This window comes from Xylanimonas ulmi (assembly GCF_004216535.1).
Classification (GTDB): domain Bacteria; phylum Actinomycetota; class Actinomycetes; order Actinomycetales; family Cellulomonadaceae; genus Xylanimonas; species Xylanimonas ulmi.
On the sequence record NZ_SGWX01000001.1, the window covers coordinates 2,410,879 to 2,430,453 of the forward strand.

The 19,575-nt window shown below is 71.2% G+C and carries 16 protein-coding genes and 1 pseudogene; 10 read left to right on the top strand and 7 right to left on the bottom strand.

Translation table 11 applies throughout. The features are described from left to right. Nucleotides 1-5 precede the first annotated feature (5 nt). Genes EV386_RS11210 through EV386_RS11235 form a run of 6 tightly spaced genes read left to right on the top strand, consistent with a single transcriptional unit; the run spans nt 6 to nt 7,420 of the window. On the top strand, nt 6-950 hold the full coding sequence (locus EV386_RS11210) for an ABC transporter permease (RefSeq protein WP_130415003.1): 945 nt from the start codon (nt 6-8) through the stop codon (nt 948-950). Then, nucleotides 947-1,867: an ABC transporter permease gene (locus EV386_RS11215; RefSeq protein WP_130415005.1), complete on the top strand. Its 921-nt coding sequence runs from the start codon at nt 947-949 to the stop codon at nt 1,865-1,867. Before EV386_RS11210 ends, EV386_RS11215 begins: the two co-directional genes overlap by 4 nt. A 37-nt stretch (nt 1,868-1,904) precedes the next feature. After that, complete coding sequence (locus EV386_RS11220) at nt 1,905-3,527, top strand: dipeptide ABC transporter ATP-binding protein (protein WP_242607930.1); 1,623 nt, start codon at nt 1,905-1,907, stop codon at nt 3,525-3,527. A 32-nt stretch (nt 3,528-3,559) separates the two neighbouring features. Further along, nucleotides 3,560-5,014 carry an LLM class flavin-dependent oxidoreductase gene (locus EV386_RS11225; RefSeq protein ID WP_130415009.1) on the top strand — a complete coding sequence of 485 codons (1,455 nt, stop codon included), beginning with the start codon at nt 3,560-3,562 and terminating at the stop codon, nt 5,012-5,014. Continuing rightward, on the top strand, nt 5,011-6,387 hold the full coding sequence (locus tag EV386_RS11230) for an NtaA/DmoA family FMN-dependent monooxygenase (RefSeq protein WP_130415011.1): 1,377 nt from the start codon (nt 5,011-5,013) through the stop codon (nt 6,385-6,387). The genes EV386_RS11225 and EV386_RS11230 overlap by 4 nt, the downstream gene beginning before the upstream one ends. 25 nt (nt 6,388-6,412) lie before the next feature. Beyond that, on the top strand, nt 6,413-7,420 hold the full coding sequence (locus EV386_RS11235; protein WP_242607931.1) for an aldo/keto reductase: 1,008 nt from the start codon (nt 6,413-6,415) through the stop codon (nt 7,418-7,420). Nucleotides 7,421-7,471: 51 nt separating this feature from the next. Here the strand turns inward: EV386_RS11235 and EV386_RS11240 are convergent, their stop codons facing one another. Then, a complete protein-coding gene (locus EV386_RS11240) occupies nt 7,472-8,272 on the bottom strand; it encodes a sulfurtransferase (RefSeq protein ID WP_130415015.1) in 801 nt (266 codons plus the stop codon). 629 nt (nt 8,273-8,901) lie between these two features. Here EV386_RS11240 and EV386_RS18325 point away from each other — a divergent pair. Further along, nucleotides 8,902-9,042, top strand: coding sequence for a hypothetical protein (locus EV386_RS18325; protein WP_165399903.1), 141 nt, complete (start codon nt 8,902-8,904; stop codon nt 9,040-9,042). Nucleotides 9,043-9,480: 438 nt separating this feature from the next. On the opposite strand, the pseudogene EV386_RS11245 reads toward EV386_RS18325, so the two are convergent. The 3 genes and pseudogenes from EV386_RS11245 to EV386_RS11255 form a co-directional block, all read right to left on the bottom strand. Continuing rightward, a pseudogene (locus EV386_RS11245) lies at nt 9,481-11,023 on the bottom strand (ISL3 family transposase). Between the two features lie 428 nt (nt 11,024-11,451). Further along, nucleotides 11,452-12,123: an ABC transporter ATP-binding protein gene (locus EV386_RS11250; protein WP_130415017.1), complete on the bottom strand. Its 672-nt coding sequence runs from the start codon at nt 12,121-12,123 to the stop codon at nt 11,452-11,454. 28 nt (nt 12,124-12,151) lie between these two features. Continuing rightward, nucleotides 12,152-13,663 (bottom strand): ABC transporter permease, encoded by a 1,512-nt coding sequence (locus EV386_RS11255; RefSeq protein ID WP_130415019.1) that lies wholly within the window; start codon nt 13,661-13,663, stop codon nt 12,152-12,154. A gap of 213 nt (nt 13,664-13,876) precedes the next feature. Here EV386_RS11255 and EV386_RS18515 point away from each other — a divergent pair, with 213 nt between their 5' ends. Further along, nucleotides 13,877-14,425 (top strand): winged helix-turn-helix domain-containing protein, encoded by a 549-nt coding sequence (locus tag EV386_RS18515; protein ID WP_207216518.1) that lies wholly within the window; start codon nt 13,877-13,879, stop codon nt 14,423-14,425. Next, nucleotides 14,422-15,342 (top strand): M23 family metallopeptidase, encoded by a 921-nt coding sequence (locus tag EV386_RS11265; protein WP_207216519.1) that lies wholly within the window; start codon nt 14,422-14,424, stop codon nt 15,340-15,342. Before EV386_RS18515 ends, EV386_RS11265 begins: the two co-directional genes overlap by 4 nt. Before the next feature lie 104 nt (nt 15,343-15,446). On the opposite strand, the gene EV386_RS11270 is transcribed toward EV386_RS11265, so the two are convergent. Then, on the bottom strand, nt 15,447-16,151 hold the full coding sequence (locus EV386_RS11270; RefSeq protein ID WP_130415021.1) for a hypothetical protein: 705 nt from the start codon (nt 16,149-16,151) through the stop codon (nt 15,447-15,449). A 383-nt stretch (nt 16,152-16,534) separates the two neighbouring features. On the opposite strand from EV386_RS11270, the gene EV386_RS11275 reads away from it, so the two are divergent. Further along, nucleotides 16,535-17,053 (top strand): AAA family ATPase, encoded by a 519-nt coding sequence (locus tag EV386_RS11275; protein ID WP_130415024.1) that lies wholly within the window; start codon nt 16,535-16,537, stop codon nt 17,051-17,053. Nucleotides 17,054-17,142: 89 nt separating this feature from the next. Here EV386_RS11275 and arfA read toward each other — a convergent pair whose 3' ends face one another. Both arfA and EV386_RS11285 read right to left on the bottom strand, forming a co-directional pair. Next, the gene (gene arfA, locus EV386_RS11280) at nt 17,143-18,672 is read right to left on the bottom strand and encodes an arabinosylfuranosidase ArfA (protein ID WP_130415026.1); all 1,530 of its coding nucleotides are present in this window, start codon (nt 18,670-18,672) and stop codon (nt 17,143-17,145) included. A gap of 31 nt (nt 18,673-18,703) precedes the next feature. Further along, a complete protein-coding gene (locus tag EV386_RS11285) occupies nt 18,704-19,504 on the bottom strand; it encodes a carbohydrate ABC transporter permease (protein ID WP_242607932.1) in 801 nt (266 codons plus the stop codon). Between the last annotated feature and the right edge of the window lie 71 nt (nt 19,505-19,575).

Genomic DNA, 19,575 nt, shown 5'->3' on the forward strand with positions numbered 1-19,575 from the left:
CAGCGATGGCACCCATGGTGAGGTACGTCTTCGAGCGGTTGGGCTACGCCGCGATCGTGGTCTGGGGAGCGTTCACCGGAGCGTTCTTCCTGCTGTACATCGTCCCCGGTGACGCAGCGGGCGGCCTCACCATGGGCGCCTCCGGCGGTGACGTCGAGAAGCTGCTCGCCGAACAGCGGCAGCTGCTCGGCCTGGACCGCCCCGTTCTGGTGCAGTACTGGGACGCGCTGTCCGGCGCGGTGAACGGCGACTTCGGTGACAGCATCTACCAGCGCCGGCCCGCCGTCGACGTGTTCTTCGAAGCCTTTCCGGCCACGCTGCAGCTGGCGTTCCTCGGTCTCGCGTTGGCCGTCGTGCTGGGGGTCACTCTCTCGGTGGTGATCGAGCTCACGAGCTGGCGCTGGCTGCGCGAGACGCTCGTGTCCCTCCCGCCCGTCGCCGTGTCCCTACCGCCGTTCGTCGTCGCGCTGCTGCTGGTGCAGGTCGTGGCGTTCAAGCTCGGCTGGATCGACGCGTTCGGGGACAAGACTCTCCTCGGGCTGCTGGTCGCGTCGCTGTCCATCGCTGTGGCGGGCGGCGGCACCGTCGCGCAACTCCTGACGGCGAACCTGCGCGGCGCGCTCTCGTCGCCGTACATCGAGTCGGCGCGCAACTGGGGGCTGAGCCGGTTCGACGTCGTCGTCCGGCACGCGCTGCGCAACGCGGCGCTGCCCGTGATCACAGCGCTGGGCACCCTGATCGGCGTGATGGTGGGCGGCACGGTCCTCACCGAGACCGTCTTCTCCCGCGTGGGCGTCGGGAGGCTCATCGTCGACTCCGTCAACGGCCGTGACATGCCCGTCGTCCTCATCGCCGTGACGGTCTCCGCGCTGATCTTCGTGACGGTCAACTTTGTCGTCGACCTGATCTACCCGGTCGTCGACAAGCGCATCCGGATGGAGGCCCGATGAGCACCCTCGACGCCAGGGAGGCGATCGTCCTCGACGTCACGGTCGAGCCGCCGGTCGGCGAGACGGAGCGCACCGGGCGAGCCACCCGCGTACGCCGGCGGATCGCCAGCATTCTGCGCACCCCGAGCCTGCTTGTCGCGTACGCGTGGCTGGCGCTGGTGCTCGCCGCCGCGATCGCACCGGCACTGTTCACCAGCGGAAACCCGCTCACGCAGGACGGCGACGCCATGCTGCTCGCACCCAGCGGGCACCACCTCTTCGGCACCGACGACCTCGGGCGCGACCAGTTCACCCGGACCGTCTACGGCACGCAACTGTCGATCAAGGCGGCAGTCGTCGCGGTGCTGATCGGCCTCGCTGGCGGCTCGTTCATCGGTCTCGTCGCGGGCGCGATCCGCGGCTGGCTCGACAACGTCCTCATGCGCGCGATCGACATCATGCTCGCGGTCCCGAGCCTCATCGTGTCGCTCGCGATCATCTCCGCCCTCGGGCACGGCACGATGAACATTGCCATCGCCATCGGGATCAACAGCACGGCCAGCTTCGCGCGCCTCATGCGCTCGGAGGTGCTGAAGATCGGCAGTGCCAAGTACGTCGAGGCGTCGGTGTTCGCCGGGCACGGCTACGCCTACCGGCTGCTGCGCCATGTCATCCCCAACGCGTCCCGGTCCGTGCTCGCCTACGCGACCATGGAGATCGGCAGCGCCATCCTCACCGTCGCGTCGCTCAGCTTCCTGGGCCTCGGCGCTCCGCCGCCCACGCCGGAATGGGGCCTCCTCGTGGCGCAGGGCCGCACCTTCATCGCCACCGAGTGGTGGATCAGCCTCCTGCCCGGCCTCGTCATCGTCATGTCCGTGCTGGCCATCTATCGCGTCGGACGGTCGCTCAACCGAGGGAGGACGAGTGTCGTCGCCTGAGACCACCACCCCAGACCCGTTGCTCCGACTCGAGTGCGTGAGCGTCGAGTTCGCCGTCCCCGGACGGGTGCCCGCCCGCGTCGTCGACGACGTCAGCATCTCGCTGCAGCCCGGCACGGTGCTCGCGCTCGTCGGCGAGTCCGGCTCGGGCAAGTCGACCCTCGGGCGTGCCGTCACCGGCACGATCGCCGAGAACGGCCGCATCACCTCCGGAACGGTGACGTTCGCGGGTCGCGCGCTGAACGGGCTGCCGGAACGGGAGTACCGCGCCGTGCGCGGCCGGGAGATCGGGTACATCCCTCAGGACGCGCTCCTGGGCCTGAACCCGCTCCTGCCGGTGGGCCTCCAGGCCGGGGAACCGCTGCGGGCACACGGACTGGCGTCCAAGCGCGAGCGCCGCGAGCGCGTCGTCGATCTGTTCGCACAGGTCGGCCTGCGCGACCCCGGCAAGATCTACGACGCCTACCCGCACGAGCTGTCCGGTGGCATGTGCCAGCGCGTTCTCATCGCGGCCGCGATGTCCACCCGACCGCGCCTGCTCGTCGCTGACGAGCCGACGACAGCCCTGGACGTCACCGTGCAGAAGACGATCCTCGACCTGCTCGGCGAGCTGGTCGAGAGCCACGACCTCGCCGTCCTCCTGGTCACCCACGACCTGGGCATCGCGGCCGAGCGGGCCGACGAGATCGCCGTGCTCAAGGACGGCAGGCTGGTCCGCTCGGGCCGGACCACGGAGGTTGTCGCCGACCCGGGCGACCCGTACACCACGCAACTGCTGCGCTCGTCGTCGCTGGGCTTCTCGGGCGTGGAGGCGGCCAGCGCGAGGGCAGGACGGCCGGCGGCGCTCGCGGCGGCCGACGCGCCTGTGGCCGTGAAGGCGGACGGGTTGTCGAAGACGTTCCGCGCCCGGCGCGGCCGCCCCCCGGTGACGGCCGTCGCCGACGCCAGCTTCGAGGTCCGGCGCGGCACGACGCTCGGCATCGTGGGCGAGTCCGGCTCGGGCAAGACGACGCTTGTCAGGCTGCTCGCCGGCCTCGCTTCGCCCGACGCCGGGCAGATCCTCGTCGGCGGCAAGCCCGTGGTGCACCACCGCCGGGGCGTGGGCCAGGCCGCGCTCTACCGCACGGTGCAGATGGTCTACCAGGATCCCTTCGCCTCGCTCGACCCGAGGGCGACGGTGCGCTCGATCCTGTCCGAGCCGCTGACCGGTCACAAGATCGGTGGCAGGAGGGAGCGAGCGCGGCGCATCGGCGAGCTCCTGGACCTGACCGGACTGCCGCCGACCGTCGCCGACCGCTACACCGCGGAGCTCTCCGGTGGCCAGCGCCAGCGGGTCGCGATCGCGCGCGCCCTGGCACCCGCACCCGAGGTGCTGGTCCTCGACGAGCCGGTCTCGGCGCTCGACGTCACGGTCCAGCGCCAGATCCTGGACCTGCTGCGCGACCTGCAGGACGAGCTGTCCCTCACCTACCTGTTCATCTCGCACGACCTCGGCGTCATCGCGGAGTTGTCCGACCAGCTCCTCGTCCTGCGTCACGGCGAGATCGTCGAGCGCGGCACTGCCATCGACGTCATCGCGAACCCTCAGACCGACTACGTCAAGACGCTGCTCGCGTCGATCCCCGGAGCAGCCCCGCACGCCACGGCGCCCGCAGCCTGACTCGCGTGCGCACCGAACGAAAGGAACCTCACATGGCTGAGCCGGCTCCGCGCCAGCTGCACCTCGGGTACATGTACTGGCTGAACGGCACCCACTGGGGCGGGTGGCGCCTGCCGCAGGCGGCGACCCCCGACGCCTTCACCCTCGACTACCCCAGCAAGGTCCTCCGTATCATCGAGGACGCGAAGTTCGACTTCTTCTTCCTCGGCGACACCCTGCCCGGTGACGTCTACCGCGAGCATTACGGCACCACCCACAACGGCGGGCGGCTCGAGCCGTTCACCCTGGCGTCCCAGCTCGCGCTGCAGTCCTCGAAGATCGGCCTGGCCGTCACGGCACACCCCACGTTCTACGAGCCGTTCACGCTCGCGCGCCTGACAGCCTCGCTGGACCACCTCAGCGGTGGGCGGCTCGCCTGGAACGTCGTCCTGGGTGCCAACGACCTCGCCGCGCGGAACTTCAGCCTGCCGGATCTGGGCGGCGAGAGCCGATACCGGCGGGCCGCGGAGTCCATCCAGGTCATCCGCCGCCTGTGGGACAGCATCGAGGACGGGGCGTACCTGCAGGACAAGGAGACGGGCCAGTACCTCGACCCGACCAAGATCCACCGGCTCGAGCACCAGGGCGAGTTCTTCTCGGTCGCCGGGACGCTGCCGATGCGGCGTCCCCCGCAGGGGCACGTCCCGCTGTTGTACGCGGGGGCGTCGGAGCTGTCCCGGGAGCTCACCGCGCGGTACTGCGACATCAACTTCACGGGTCCGTCGCGGCTGGAGGACTCCGCCGCGTTCAACGCCGACATCCGCGAGCGTGCGCGCCGCCTGCGCGGCAAGGACGAGCCGATCTTCTTCCTACCCGGGATCACGCCGGTCATCGAGGACACTCGCGAGGGGGCCGTCCACCTGTTCGACCGGCTCAACGACGGCCTCCCCGTCGACGCCGACCCCGTGGAGGGCGACCAGACCGAGGACTACTACGCGAGCGAGGGCTTCCGAGCACTGGTGACCCAGCGTGGCCCGCTCCCGCTGGGCGCGCGCAGCCTGCGTTCCATCGGCGAGCGGATCGGCGTGGACCTGCGCCCCGTGGGGCTCGACGGCGTGGTGACGCCGGAGCTCGCCGCGGGATTCGGCGAGTCCGGCCGGCGGCTCCTCAGCCTGATCAAGGAGCGCACCGACCGGACCGTGGAGGCCGGGACCGTCCGCGGCAAGGACCTGCTGCACAACTCCATCGGCGGTGGCTTCCCGCTGGTCATCGGCACGCCGTCCGACGTCGCGTCGACGCTCGTCGAGTGGTTCGACAAGGACGCCGCCGACGGGTTCAACATCCAGTCGCCGTTCATGCTCGACCAGCTCGAGCTGTTCACCTCGCAGGTCGTGCCGATCCTGCAGGACAAGGGCGTGTTCCGGACCGACTACGAGGCGGACACGTTCCGCGGTCACTTCGGCCTGCCGGTCCCGCCGAACCAGTTCGCAGAGGAGGTGTCGCGATGAGCGAGAAGAAGAAGCTGCGGATCGGGCTGGCCGCATACGGCACCGGCTGGGACCTGTCGGGCTGGCGCCTGCCGGAGGCCACCAACCGCGGGCTCGTCGACCCGAGCGTGATCGTCGACGTCGCCCGGACCGCCGAGCGGGGGAAGCTGGACTACGTCTTCGCGGGCAGCGCGCTGGGCAGCGAGCCCGACCGGCTCAACCGGATCTTCCGATGGGACAACTTCGTCTATGCCGGCTACGCGGCCGCCGTCACCACGAAGCTCGGCTTTCTGATGTCGGTCAACAGCTCGTTCGAGCACCCGTACGCGGTCGCCCGCCAACTCGCGACGCTCGACAGGTTCAACGGCGGCCGCACCGCCCTCAACGTCGTCTTCGGAATCGACCGCGAGGGCGACCCCGCACTCAACTACGGCAAGAACCCCGTACCCACCGAGCAGTCCAAGTACGCCCGGGCGCGCGAGTTCACCGAGGTGCTCAACCGGCTGCTCTACGAGAGCTGGGACGAGGACTTCCTGCTCGACGACAAGGCCGCGGGCGTCCTGGTCAAGCCGGGCAGCTGGCACCGGATCCACCACCAGGGCGAGCACTTCGAGGTCCGCGGGCCGCTGAACGTCCCGCGCCCGGTGCAGCAGCGGATCCCCAACGTCCACGTCGGCCTGTCCGAGGAGTCCCTCCAGTACGGCGCAGACCTCGCGCAGATCCGGTTCTCGCCATACTTCGGGCTGGAGCGGGGGAAGGCGGAGTACCGCAGCCTCAAGGGCCGTGTGGCCGCGGCGGGCCGGGACCCCGAGAAGTTCAAGATCATCCCGGGCGCGACCTTCTACGTCGCCGGCACGTCGCGCGAGGCTCGCGCCAAGTTCCGGGAGGTCGTCTCGCTCCAGGCGACGGAGGAGATCCCGGAGGTCTTCTCCAAGGCCCTCGGCGTGGACCTGTCCCGCGTGTCTGCTGGCGAGCGGGTGCTCGACGTCGTCGACGTGGACACCATCGACGCCGACGCGCTGGACGCCTTCTTCAGCGGCATGGCACGGCGCAGCCCGTCGGTCGTGCGGGACGCCCGGGCCCTCGTCCGCCAGGTGCTGAGCACCCAGCTCGGCGAGGAAGCGACGTTCGAAGATCTCTACCAGTACCTGCTGCGCTCGCGCGACGACCAGCAGCCGGCGCTCGTGGGCGATGCGAACCACATCGCGGACTGGCTGGAGGAGAACCTCGAGGAAGGCGTCCTCGACGGGATTCAGGTCTTCCCTCCGTACCACCGTGGCCCCGCCGACGCGTTCGTCGACCTGGTGGTTCCCGAGCTCCAGCGGCGCGGCATCTTCCGCACCGAGTACGAGGCCGGCACGTTCCAGGGCCTGCTCGACACCGACAACGGCTGACGTCCCTACCCACGAAGGAGTGCACGTGCCCTCTTCCACCTCCCTCCCCGACGGCTATCGTGCGCTGGGCACCTCGGGCCTGGTGCTGTCCGAGCTCGGCGTCGGCGCGAGCACGTTCGGCCGCAGCGGCATGCGCGCCGTCGAGCAAGACCAGGTCGCCAGGATCGTCGACCGCGCGATCGACCTCGGCGTCACGTACTTCGACCTCGCCGAGGGCTACGGCGACCGCAACGGCCTGAGCGAGGAACTGTTCGCCCGAGCCCTGGGCAGCCGTCGCGAGAAGGTCGTGATCGGCACCAAGTTCGGACGCGCCCTCGCGCAGGACGTAGGTCCGTCGTACAGCCTGACCGGCGCGCGCAAGTACGTGATCGCCTCGGTCGAGCAGAGCCTGCGCCGACTGGGGACCGACTACATCGACCTGTACCAGATCCACTTCCCGGACCCGCACACGCCGATCGAGGAGACCTTGAGCGCGCTCGACACGCTCGTGCGCGACGGCAAGGTGCGGTACGTCGGGGCGTCCAACTTCCGGGGGTGGCAGCTCGCGGACGCCCACCACGTCGCGACGGCCCGCGGCTACTCGCGGTTCGTCTCGACGACGGACGAGTACAGCCTGCTGTGGCGCAAGCCGGAGGAAGAACTCATCCCCGCACTACAGCACTACGGGCTGGGGCTCCTGCCGTACTTCCCGCTCCAGAACGGTCTGCTGACCGGCAAGTACACCCGCGACAACGCACCGGCCGGCGCGAAGATCACCAACCTCAAGACCTACCTGCTGGGCGAGGCACCGTGGGACGCTCTCGAACAGTTCGAGAAGTTCGCGAGCGACCGCGGGGTCACGCCGAGCGCGCTCGCGCTCGGCTGGCTGCTCGCACAGCCGACGGTCACGAGTGTGATCGCCGGCATCACCACGCCCGAGCAGCTCGACGAAAACCTCGCGGCGACCCGATGGGTCCCGACGCCCGAGGAGGAGAGGGAGCTGCGAGGCCTCTTCGCCGGCACGCTCTCGGGCGGCCCGGGTCGCGTCGGCTGAGCGACGCAGGGTCGCTTCCCCCGGTGGTGATCGCCCGGGGGAAGCGACCCGTCAGGCCAAGCGTGTCGCCACCGGCCGCGCCTCGGCGCTCCAGGCAGACCACGAGCCCGGGTAGAGCGCGGCGTTGACCGCCAAGGTGTGCAGGACGTGGACGAGGACGGTACCGGCCACCCCGCTGCCGCAGTACGCGCCGACGGGATCACCGCCGACGAACGTGCCGAACAGGGATCTGAGCTCCGCCTCGCCTCGGATGCGGCCGTCGTGCAGTGCAGCCGTCGCGGGCAGGCTGATGGCGCCGGGGATGTGTCCAGCAAGATAGGCTCTGCCTCGAGCGTCGAGCAGGCGACCCGACCGCGCGAGTTGTGCGGCGCCCTCGGCATCGACAGTGGGCAGCGAGCCGAGCCGTAACGATGCGGTACCCGCCCCGGCGGCGGGCTCGTCGTCGGACAGCGAACCGCCGGCTTCTTGCCATGCCGAGAGCCCGCCGTCGAGCACCCGGACGTCAGCGAGACCCGCCCAGCGCAGCACCCACCAGACCCGGGTCGCCGTCGACACCTCGTCAGTGGAGTACACGACCACGGGAGTGTCGTCGTGCACACCCCACCGGCGGACAAGCCGTGCCAGCTGAGCCTCGGTCGGGAGCGGATTTTCGCCACCGCCAGGGTGCGACGGCCCCACGAGCTTGTCGAAGTCGACGACGTACGCGCCAGGTATCCGTCGTCGCGGGGGCACCGAAGCCGCCCACCCTGGTCGTCGGCGGGACACAGCGAGGACCACCGCGTGCTGGCCGTGGCTGAGCGCCTCGGCCAGCTCGCCCGGTGAGATCGTCGGCCGGGACGGCGCAATGCTCATAGCCGGTCGTCTCCTTCTCGTAGGGAACGTACGTCGGAGCTTCGGACGGACGCCACGTCACGTCAAGGACTCGGGTGAGCTGCCCACATCCCGATATCGCGACGACGCCCCCCGGCACGAACAGGTCCGCTAGCGCCTTTGCTCCACATGCACCGTGACTTCGGCGTCAAGCGCAACGCTCTCTGGCCGTGCCTCGCTGAGCCGTCGCAGCAGGGCACGGACAGAACGTCGCCGTCGCCCGCGGCCAGCACGCCGTCACCGACCCCGTCCACGCCCTCCACCGGTGGGTCGAGCGGCGCGGAGACGCCCCGGCCCGCTGTTCGTCCGCGTCCGCCGTGGCGACCGGATCATCACCGAGGCCTTACGGGCGAGTCCGTCGCTGACATCGCCCACGCGCGCGCCGCCGAAGCCGGGCTGTCGGACCTGCGCGTCACCGGCCACTCGCTCAGGTCCGGACGCGCGACGGCCGCCGCCGCAGCCCCACGTCAGCGTCGACCGGGTCGCCGTTCAGAAGCGCCGCCTCCAGTTCGATACGTCACCCAGCACTGCATCCGCCCCGTCGAGGCGCTGGAGATGACCTTGTCGCGGGACCTAGGGCTGTGATCGCCGCCAGCCGTAGGATCGGACGCATGGAGCCGGACACTGAGGCCGAACGCGAGCGGGTGCTCGCTCAGGCCCAAGCTGAGGCGAAGGCGTTGCGCGAAGAGCCTGACTACACGGCCGAGGTGCGCTCGCTCGACGAGGCCGTGGGTCCGATCTGCGCGCGGTGACTGACCTCGCACTCGCCGGCCGCGCGTTGGCCGCCCACGAGCCGCTAGCATCGCCACCAATGGCCACGATCCGGCAGACCCGGAAACCGCGGAACTCCAACGATCCCCGGCGTACGCGCAGGCCACGACGAGACGACAGAAGACCCCCCGGAGTCCAACCGCTCGGAGAACGTCGAGGGGCGAATCCCCCTAGCTCGACCACCGGAAGGGCCGTGGACGCACCTCAGCGGCGTTCTTGCGTGTCGGGTCTTCCTGTCGAAGAGGGCTCAGACAGGGCTACCGGACCTTCGCGTCACCAGCCTCTCTGCGCTGGTGGACGCCACAGCCGCCGCAGGCGACACCGGCGTCGAGCGCATCGCCGCCCATACTCGCCACCGCCAGACTGGGCTCTGGCGCACTTTCGGTGGTGTGGCCTGCGGTTGTGGCCTGCGGTGACGCTCATGCGGTCAGGAGGATGCGGTGGCGTAGGAGGTCGAATCCGGCGCGTCCGTACATCTGGCGTTTGAGCATCTTGGTGCGGGTGTTGACGCCCTCGGTGCGCCCGTTGTGGTGCGGGAGGGTGACCGCGGCGACGACGGCGTCGCGGTCTTGTTCCAGGCCGCGGACGAAGGAGTGCAGGTGCGGCAACACCGCCGCGCGGGCCTGCTCGATCCAGGTGGTCAGGGCGTCGGCGTTCGACTCGTCGGGGGCGAGCAGCCGGGCGAACCCGGCGACGAGGTCGTGCAGGGCGGTCATCTCCGGGCACGCCGCGACGAGCCGTCCGAGGCGTTCGGTCTGCCGCTCGGTCAGGGCGGTGGGTCGGGTGAGCAGGAGCCGGGTCGCGCGCCGAGGCGACAGGTGCGGGTGCTCGCCCGGGTGGCGGTGCTGGTTCAGGTACCGGTAGAGCAGGTTCTGGCTGCCCGTGTAGCCGAGCTCGCGGATCTCGGCCAGCAGGACGGTGACGCTCACACCCGGCTCTGCGTCCCGGCGTCGGCGTAGGGGGTCGCGGTAGGGGTCGACCAGAGTGGCCCGATACCGCGGTGGGCGGGCGATCTGCTCGGGCTTGGCGGCGCGGGCGTACCGCTTGACGGTGTTCAGCGCGATCCCGAGGCGGCGCGAGCAGTCCAGCAAGCCCGACCCCGGCGTCGAGCAGGCCGTGGACCTGATCCCACCGCTGCGTGGTGGTCTCGGCGAGCCGTCCTTCGCGCATGCCGGTCGCGGTGGCCGCCGCCCAGCACGCCGAGTGCGCCGCGACCTCCTTGCCGACGGCGTCACCGAGGCCGTGCCACAGGTGCCACCGGTCGGCGACCTGTGTCGCGTCCGGCAGGACGTCGCGCACGGCCTGGGCGTAGACGGTCGACCCGTCCCTTGTGACGACCTGCACCCCGGGATGGGCGGTCAGCCACGCCTTGACGACGGCGCCGTCGCGGCCGGGGACGACGTCGACCCGGCGGCCGGTGTCCGCGTCGATCAAGACGGTGGCGTAGACCTGCCCGCGCCGCAACGCGAAGTCGTCGATCCCCAGCACCCGCGGCACGACCAGCGCCGGGAGCTCGATCCTGCGCAGGACGCGCAGCGCGGTCTCTCGCCGCAGGCGCATGCCGAGAGCGGGGGCGAGCCGGGCCGAGGCGCGCCCCGCGAGCTCGGTCACCACGGCCTCGAGGGCTTCGGTCAGCCGGGCCGTGCGCCGTTGATAACGCTCGAGCACGCCCGGGACCTGCTCACGGAACGTCCTGCGCGGGCAGTGCGGCGACTGGCAGACCAGGCGCCGCACCCGGACCCGCAGCACGACCCGCAGCCCAGCGACGGGCAGGTCAGCCGGCGCGCGCTCGTGCCAGGCATGCAACCGCGTCGACGGCTGACCACAGACCGGGCAACCCGCTGGCCCGCCACGTGTCGTCACGGCGAGGACGAGCCCGCCCTCGCCCTCCTCCACGTCCTGGACGATCAGCCCGTCCAGCCCCGCGAACACCGCCCTGACCAGCACCGACGCATCGAGCACGGCAGATCATGACAGATCCGCCGAACGCCATCGGACACCACCGAAAGTGCGCCAGAGCCGCCAGCGACACCCTCATCCAGCACGACATCCACCCGTCGAGGCGCTGGAGACGACGTCGCCGCGTGACGAGACTCCAGGATCTCCGCCCAGGACGCCGAGGACGTCTGGCGCATGTCGCGGTCTCCCCCGCCGCGGCGATCGGACCGGACGCCTGGAAGGATGAGCGCGACGCTCCGTGACGCCGCCCGAAGCGCCCAAGCGGTTCTCCGTGATCAACGCCCCTGCGCGACGAGAGATCACCGTCGACCGAGCCCTCCGAGCCCGCATCCGAGCGCTCGCCCTCGCTGTTGGCCCCACGCGACGTCGTGGATCCCCTGCGACACGCGCCGCTGAAGCCGAAGACGCGACTCTGGCGTGAGCCCGCGGGCTCAGTCGACCTCGGTGACCCTTCCGTCCGCGATCCGCAGCCGACGCTTGGCGCGCTTGGCCACCCAGGAGTCGTGGGTGACCATGACGACGGTCAGCCCCTGGTCCCGCCACAGGCCTTCGAGCAGTTCGACGATCTCGTCCCGCATGTGCTCATCGAGGTTGCCGGTCGGCTCGTCGGCGAGGAGCACCGTGGGCTCTTTGATGAGCGCTCGGGCGATGGCCACGCGTTGCTGCTGACCGCCTGACAGCTCCCCGGGCAGGTGCGAGCCGCGGTCGCCGAGTCCGACCGACTCGAGCGCGGCCTGCGCGCGCGCCGCGCGCTCGCCCTTGGCGACGCCAGTGGGCACGAGGGCCGTCTCGACGTTCTCCTGCGCCGTGAGCGTGGGGATGAGGTTGAAGTTCTGGAACACGAAGCCGATGCGCTCGGCCCGCACACGGGTGAGCTTGTCGTCGCTCATCGTGGCGAGGTCGTCGCCGTCGAGTCGCACGGCGCCCTGGGTCGGGCGGTCCAGGCCGCCGAGCATCTGGAGCAGGGTGGACTTGCCACCGCCGGTGGGCCCCTGGATGGCCACGAGCTCGCCGTCGGGGATCTCCAGGGTGACGTCGCGCAGCGCGCGCACGACGCGCTTGCCCTGGCGGTAGGTGCGGGAGACGTTCTCAAGCTGGTACATGTCAGTGTCCTTGGAGGTGAGGGCCGGGTCAGGCGAGGGACCGCAGGGCTTCGGCCGGGCGCAGGCGGGCCGCTCGGCGGCCGCCGAAGACGCCCGCGACGAGTCCGCCGAGGATCGCCAGGCCGACGGCCGCGACGACGATCCACACCGACACGGGCGCGTGCAGGACGACGTCGACCGTGGACGCCGCGGCGTCGCGCGCGGCGCCGAACGGGCCGCCGGCCCCGCCTGCGCCGCCAGCCAGCTGCCCACCGCCCTGCGCGGCGCCGCCGGCACCCGGACCGCCGAGCCGGAGCGCTCCACCGCCGGTCCCCCCGCTGAGCGTGATGCCTGCGAGGTTGATCGCCAGCACCGCGACGCCGCCGAGGATCACCCCCGTGACGCCGCCGATGGCCCCCTGCGCCACGGCCTCACCGGCCACCTGCCCGACCACGCGGCGACGCGGCCAGCCGATCGCCTTGAGGGTGCCGAGCTCGCGCGTGCGGCGGTTGACGCCGGAGACGGTGAAGAGGATCGCGAGTCCGAACGCCGCCACGAGCACGACGATCGACAGCGCGAGCCCGAGCTTCGAGATGAGCGACGACGCGGTGGCGAGCGAGCCCGAGACGTCGCCGGCGAGGTCGGCCTGTGTGGAGACCGACGCGTCGGGCAGGGCCGCCGCGATGGCGTCCTTGACGGCGTCGACGTTGGAGGACGAGTCGACCGAGACGTACAGGTCGGTGACCATGTCGGCCTGGTCGGACAGCGTCTGTGCGACCGCGAGCGGCATGTAGACGTTCGACGACGTCGCGACGCCCTCACCGCTCGACGAGGCCACGACGCCGACCACCTCGAGGTCCGTGCCGCCGATGGTGACGGTGTCGCCGACCGCGATGTCGTTCTGGGTGGCGTACTGCTGGTCGAGGACGGCGACGTCCGCGTCGGCGTCGTCGGCGGCGAGGCCGCGGCCGTCCGCCACGACGACCGTGGTGAGCGGGCCGACGGCGTCGGCGCTCGGGTCGACGCCGCTGACGGTGACCTGTGTGATGCCGAAGGCTCCTCCCCCGAACGCCCGGCCACCGCCGTCGCCGTCAGCGGGTGGCCCGGCCTGCTGGTCCTGGCCGTCCGCGGGGGCCTGGGGCAGCTCGCCCGAGAACTCGGTGTTCTGGAGGCTGAGGGTCGCCGAGACGCCCGTGACGTGGTCGAGGGCCGCGACGGTGTCGAGGGCCGAGGCGTCGAAGGCCTGCGAGCCGATCTGGGTGGTCAAGCGGGACTGGGTGAGCTGGGTGGCGCCGTCGGCGTCGGTCGAGCCGCCGTCCTCGCCGAAGTCGAACCGCTGCCGCGGCCCGTCGCCCTGGCTGAAGTCCGCGGCCTGGTTGACCGTGATGTCGGTGCCGACGCCGTAGACCGAGGCGAGCACGTCGCTCTGGGCCCGCTCAACACCGGAGGCGAAGGAGGAGACCACCATGACGAGCGCGATGGCGACGCCCAGTCCGGTGGCGACGACGACGGTCTGCTTACGCCGGTGACGTAGCTCGCGGCGGAGGTAGGTGAGGAACAACTCGACTCCTGGTGCGGAAGGGAGCGCCGGGGCGCTGTGGTCGCGCCAGGCTAGGGCGGTGGCCTGCGGCGATCCTGGTGCGAGGCTGGACGTTCGCTGCTCGTCGCGCACGCGGCCAGCGCGGGTCAGCCGCCGCGGATCGCGACGTACCGCGCTCAGCGCCGACCGGAAGGGGATTGACAGGATTACGTACTTTCGGAAATCCTGAACACTGTGACCACGGATGAGGATCTTCTCGCCGACTTGGAGCGGCGCGTGTCCCTGCTGGAGAGGCGGGCGCAGACGGGTCCGGCCGAGGTCGGCCCCGAGGCCGCACGGAGCGCGAACGCCGACGCCGAGCAGGCGCCGGGCGCGGCCGCCGCGGACGCGTTCTGGGCGCTGGAGGGGCTGCGGGCGCGCGAGCCGGCGCCCGGCGCCGTCATGATTGTCGGCGACGTGACGCTCCCCGACGGGGCCGCCGCCTGGCAGGAGGGCGCGCTCGCCCAGGATCTGATCGACGACGAGTGGGACCGGGCCGCCGACGCCTTGGCGGCCCTCGGGCACCCCGTGCGGCTGCGGGTGTTGCGCGAGGTCCTGCGGGGCCACAGCACCGCCCGCCAGCTCGCTGAGCTCGACGGGCTCGGCACGACCGGGCAGGTGTATCACCACCTGCGGCAGCTCACCGCGACAGGCTGGTTGCGCGCACGCCCGGGCGGACGCCATGAGGTCCCCGCCGAGCGCCTGGTCCCCCTGCTGACCACCGTCCTCGGCGCGCGGCGTTGACCACCGTCCGGGGGACCACAGCCACGGCGGACCGCGCTCGGGACCGCCTCCGGCGCCGTGTCGCGCGACACGGCGTCTGGTGGCTGCGCGCATTCGTCGCCTGGGTCGCATGGGGCGCGACCGCGGGCGCGCCGTGGTGGGCGTTCCTCCCCCTCGCGGGATCGTTGCTCGCCGGGTCGCTCGTGCGGCCGCGGTGGGACCGCGACCGGGAGCCGGTCGTCGTCGCGGCGCCTGTGCGGGGCACGTGGGTCGCGCTCAACAGCCCCGGCAGCGCCGTGCCGAGCCACGGGGTGCGCGCCTACGGGCAGACCTACGCGATCGACATCTTGGTCCCCGCTGACCTCGAGCCCGTCGACGCGCCCCACGCCACTGCGTCGATCGGGTGGCTGGCCGGGGCGCGGCCACAGACGTTCCCCGCGTTCGGCAAGCCGGTGTACGCGATGGCCGACGGCGTCGTCGTCGCGGCGCGCACCAGGCTGCGCGACCATCGCGCGCGCAACACCTGGCTCGGGCTCGCCTACCTCCTCGTCGAGGGGTTCGTCCGCGAGCTCGGCGGGGTCGGGTTCGTCGTCGGCAACCACCTCGTCGTCGACCACGGCGACGGCGTCTGGGCCCTCTACGCCCATCTGCGGCGCGGCGGCACGCGCGTCCGGGTCGGCGAACGGGTCACCACGGGCCAGGTCCTCGGCGAGGTGGGCAACTCGGGCAACACCTCCGAGCCGCACCTGCACGCCCAACTGATGGACCGCCGCGCTCCCACCGCCGCGCAGGGCGTGCCGCTGCGGTGGACCGGCGTCGTCGTGCGCGACGACGTCGTGGCGCCGCGCTACGGGCGCGCGCGGGTCGGCGACGGGCAGCCCGGGCTTCCCGCGAACGGCCAGGTCTTCGAGGCCACCCTCGCCGCACCGACGGCGTGACTCATGAGCCTGCGGTCGGGCGCCTCCTCGCCCGCCGCGCACGCGGGCCCGACCCCGACGGCCGAAGGCTCTCGGGCCTGCTGCTGCCGGGGTCGGCGTGACCGTCAGCGCGTCCAGGTGATCGCGGTGCCCTGGAGGGCCGAGTATCCGGCGAGCGAGTCGGCCCACAGCACCGACCCCTCGCCGTCGGCGATCGCCTCCACGCAGAAGGGGACCTCCTCGCCGATCTCCAGGCGCGGTGACCGCGAGCACTCCTCGTCCAGCGCGCCGCTGGACATGATGACGCCGGCGGTGTTGTCCAGGCGCACCGCGCTGGTCGAGAACGCGTAGGACACGCCGGTGTCGTCCGCCTCGGGGTCCGCGACGACCCGCATCGTGCCGTAGACGGTGTAGCCGGGCAGGCCCTTCGACTGCTGGCCGAAGACCTCGGTGAGCCGCTGCGCCGGGTGCTCCCTGACGTCCGTGATCGTGACGACCATGGTCGCGTCTCCGTCGGTGACCGTCGCGTACTCGCCGAACCTCAGCGTCGAGCCGGGCTCGGTCGGCTCGCCCGCGTCGACGGGCGCTGGCTCCTCGGACGGCGTCGGCTCCGCCTGCTCCGCTGAGGCGTCGTCCGACGGCGTCGGGGCCGCGGACGTCGCAGTCGCCCCGCCGTCGGCGTCGGGCGTCGTCGCGTCGGAGCCGGACGCGCAGCCGGCCAGGGCTGCGAGCGCGAGCGCGGCGGTGACCGTGACCGTCAACCACGGCGCGGGTGCGCCCGGGCCGTCCTGTGGAGCGCAGGCCGCGGCGGGGCTGGGCGTTGGGTGCATGGGACATCTCCTCACTGGTTGTGGGGCAGGTGCGTTGCTTCGACACCGAGGCGGCGACCCGTCGCGGTCAGGTCCGCGATCGAGTCCCCGTGGCGGCGCCGTCTCGGACGCGTGGGCGACCGACGCTCCGGGCGGTCACAACGGCGTGACCTCCCGGTTTGGCCTCCACATCGTCCATTCGCGCCGTCGTCGTGTCGACGATCGGCGGCGTTGTTGTCGCACCCTGAGAACTGCCGTGCTGCGGATCGATCGCTTGCGGCAGCGCCCTGAACCCGTCGGGCGCGAGGAACCCGGCGCGGGTGCGGCCCACCAGTCTGCGGGCGGACCCGTCGGGGACCCGACCTCGATGGGCTGCGCGGGGTCGGCACCCTACGATCACGACCGTGGCTGATTCGCTCGTGATGGTCAACGGCCTGCCCGGCGCCGGGAAGTCGACGCTCGCACCGCGACTTGCGAGGGCACTCGCGGCGACGTCCCTCAGCAAGGACGCCGTCAAAGAGGCCCTGGCCTTCGCCACCCCCACCGACCTCCACGGAGCGATCGGGGCCATCGCGATGGACGTCGTGTGGAGGCTCGCCGCGCGGGCGGCTGGCGTGGTCGTCGTGGACTCATGGTGGTTTCGACCCCGCGACCTGGGCTTCGCCCGCGCGGGGCTCCAGGTCGCGGGCGCCGACCAGGTCGTCGAGGTGTGGTGCGACACGCCACTCGACGTCGCGCGGCGCAGGTACGACGCGCGCAGGCGCCACGCCGTGCACGACGATCACCGCGACATGGCACACGAATGGGCCGTCTGGGCCTCGCAGGGCGTCCCGCTCGGGATCGCGCCGGTCGTGCGCGTTGACACGACGTCGCCCGTGGACATCGACGAACTCGCCGCGCAGGTCGCACGCCTGCTCACGTGAAGCGCGCCGGCGGAACCTGAGCCCGAACTCGCGCCACTCGCCTCAGCGTTCACCGCAAGGCCCGGCGATGGCCGCGGCGGCCATCTTGCTCAGACTCGAGCGAGGCGCAGCATCGACCACGAGACGGGGGGAAGAACGGCCGACGCGCGCCCGCCAGAGACTGCCGCGCTCCCGTTCGCTGTGGGCAAGACCGAGGTGTCATCCTCCGCCGTCGCGAACCACCGCTCCTCGCCGGGCAGGTCGTGGTCAGTGCTCGCCATCGAGACCGCCTCGATGACGCGGAGGTCACCGAACCCTCGGACGTCGACGTCAAGCGTCAACTCCGCGTCGAGCGCCCGGTTGACGGCGAACAGCACCAGCTCGCCCGTCTCGGTGTCGTGCGTGGCGACGACGTCGAGCACGGGAGCATCACCGTGCTTCGCTGTCTCGGTCGACGGGGCCCGCACAACGACCTGGAGAACCTCGCCCCGTGCGTGCCGCGAGGTGAGCGCGAACGGGTGGAACGTCGTCTGCCTCCAGACCCGGCCGCCCGGCTCCGTCATGATCGGAGCGATCACGTTGACCAGTTGGGCGAGCGACGCGGCGTGCACCCGGTCGGTGTGCCGCAGCAGGGACATCAACAGATTGCCGACGACGACGGCGTCCGCCACCGAGTACCGGTCCTCAAGCAGCACGGGGGCGATCGGCCAGTCGTCGCCCGACGGCGGCTGAGACTCGGCGCGGTCGATGTACCAGACATTCCACTCGTCAAACGAGATGCTGATCCGCTTGTCGTGCTTACCCGCCGCGCGCACCGCGTCGGCCGTCGCAACCACCTCCTCGATGAACCGGTCCATGTCCACTGCGGAGGCGAGGAACGAAGGCAGGTCGCCGTCGGCCTCGTGGTAGTAGGCGTGCGCCGAGATGAGGTCGACCTGGTCGTAGGCCTCGGTGAGGACCGTGTGCTCCCACGATCCGAAGGTGGGCAGGTCGCGACCCGAGGATCCGCACGCCACGAGGGTGAGGTGGGGGTCGACCTGCCGCATCGCACGCGCCGCCTCCGCGGCCAGACGTCCGTACTCGTGAGCGGTCTTGTGGCCGGTCTGCCACGGGCCGTCCATCTCATTGCCCAGGCACCACATGGTGATCCGGTACGGCGCCTCGGCCCCGTTCGCCCGGCGCTGGTCGGAGAGCGCCGTCCCGCCCGGAACGTTCGTGTACTCGAGAACGTCGACGGCGTCGAGCACCCCGGCGGTGCCGAGGTTGACCGCCATCATCGGCTCGACTCCGGCGACCTCGCACCACCGCATGAACTCGTCGAGCCCGACGGTGTTCGACTCGGTCGAGTGCCACGCCAGGTCGAGCCGGTGCGGCCTGTCCTCGACCGCGCCGATGCCGTCCTGCCAGCGGTAGGCGGAGACGAAGTTGCCGCCCGGGTATCGCACCGTGGAGACGCCCAACTCCCGGACCAGATCGATGACGTCCTGTCGGAATCCGTCGGCGTTCGCCGTCGGGTGATGTGGGTCATGGATTCCGGTGTAGACGCACCGGCCGAGATGCTCGACGAACGAGCCGAAGGTGTTGCGGCGAACGGGTCCGACGACGAACGCCGGATCGACGATGGCGGTTCCACGCAGCATGGATACTCCTCGAAGTGCGAAGTTGGCGCCGTCAGCCCTTGACGGCCCCGGCCATGACGCCGGCGACGAGTTGCTTGCCGGCGAAGACGAACACGATGAGCAGTGGCGCGGCCACGAGGAACACACCAGACATCACCAGACCGGTGTCGGTGGTGAAAGCGCCCTGGAGTTGCGGTACGACAAGCGGCATCGTGAGTTGAGAGCGCATCACCACCGAGGGCCAGAAGAAGCTGTTCCACGAACCGACGAAGGTGAACAGCGCCAGGGTCGCCGCTGCCGGTCGGGCCGCGGGGAGCGCGATGGACCAGAATGTTCTGAACATCGACGCACCGTCGACGCGGGCCGCCTCGACGAGCTCGAACGGCAACGCCTCCTGGAGGTACTGCGTCATCCAAAACACGCCGAATGCGCCCACCAAGCCTGGGACTGTCAGCGCCAGAAGCGAGTCGATCCAGCCGAAGTCGTTCATCATCACGAACATCGGGATGGTGCCGATCTGAGCCGGTATCGCCATGGTGGCGATGACCGTGACGTAGAGCGCCTGCCGGCCTCGGAAGGTCAGCTTCGAGAAACTGAACCCGGCGAGCGCCGAGAAGAAGACGGTCGACGCGCTCACGGAGATGGCGACGAGTACGGAGTTGAGGAACGCCATCCAGAAGTTGAACTGAGACGCGCTGAAGACCGCGCCGAAGTTCTCCAGCAGGCGCATTGTCGGAAGCCATGTGGGCAGCCGGCCGACAGCGCGCGCAATCTCCTGCGTGGTCGAGGACCCATACATGGCCGACGCGTACAGCGGGAAGACCGAGATGACGAACACGATCGTGAGCACCACGTAGGTGACCGGGCCGGGCCTGCGGCCGGACGGGCTGTGCGCAACGACGGGCTTGCCTCGCGCGGCGCGCC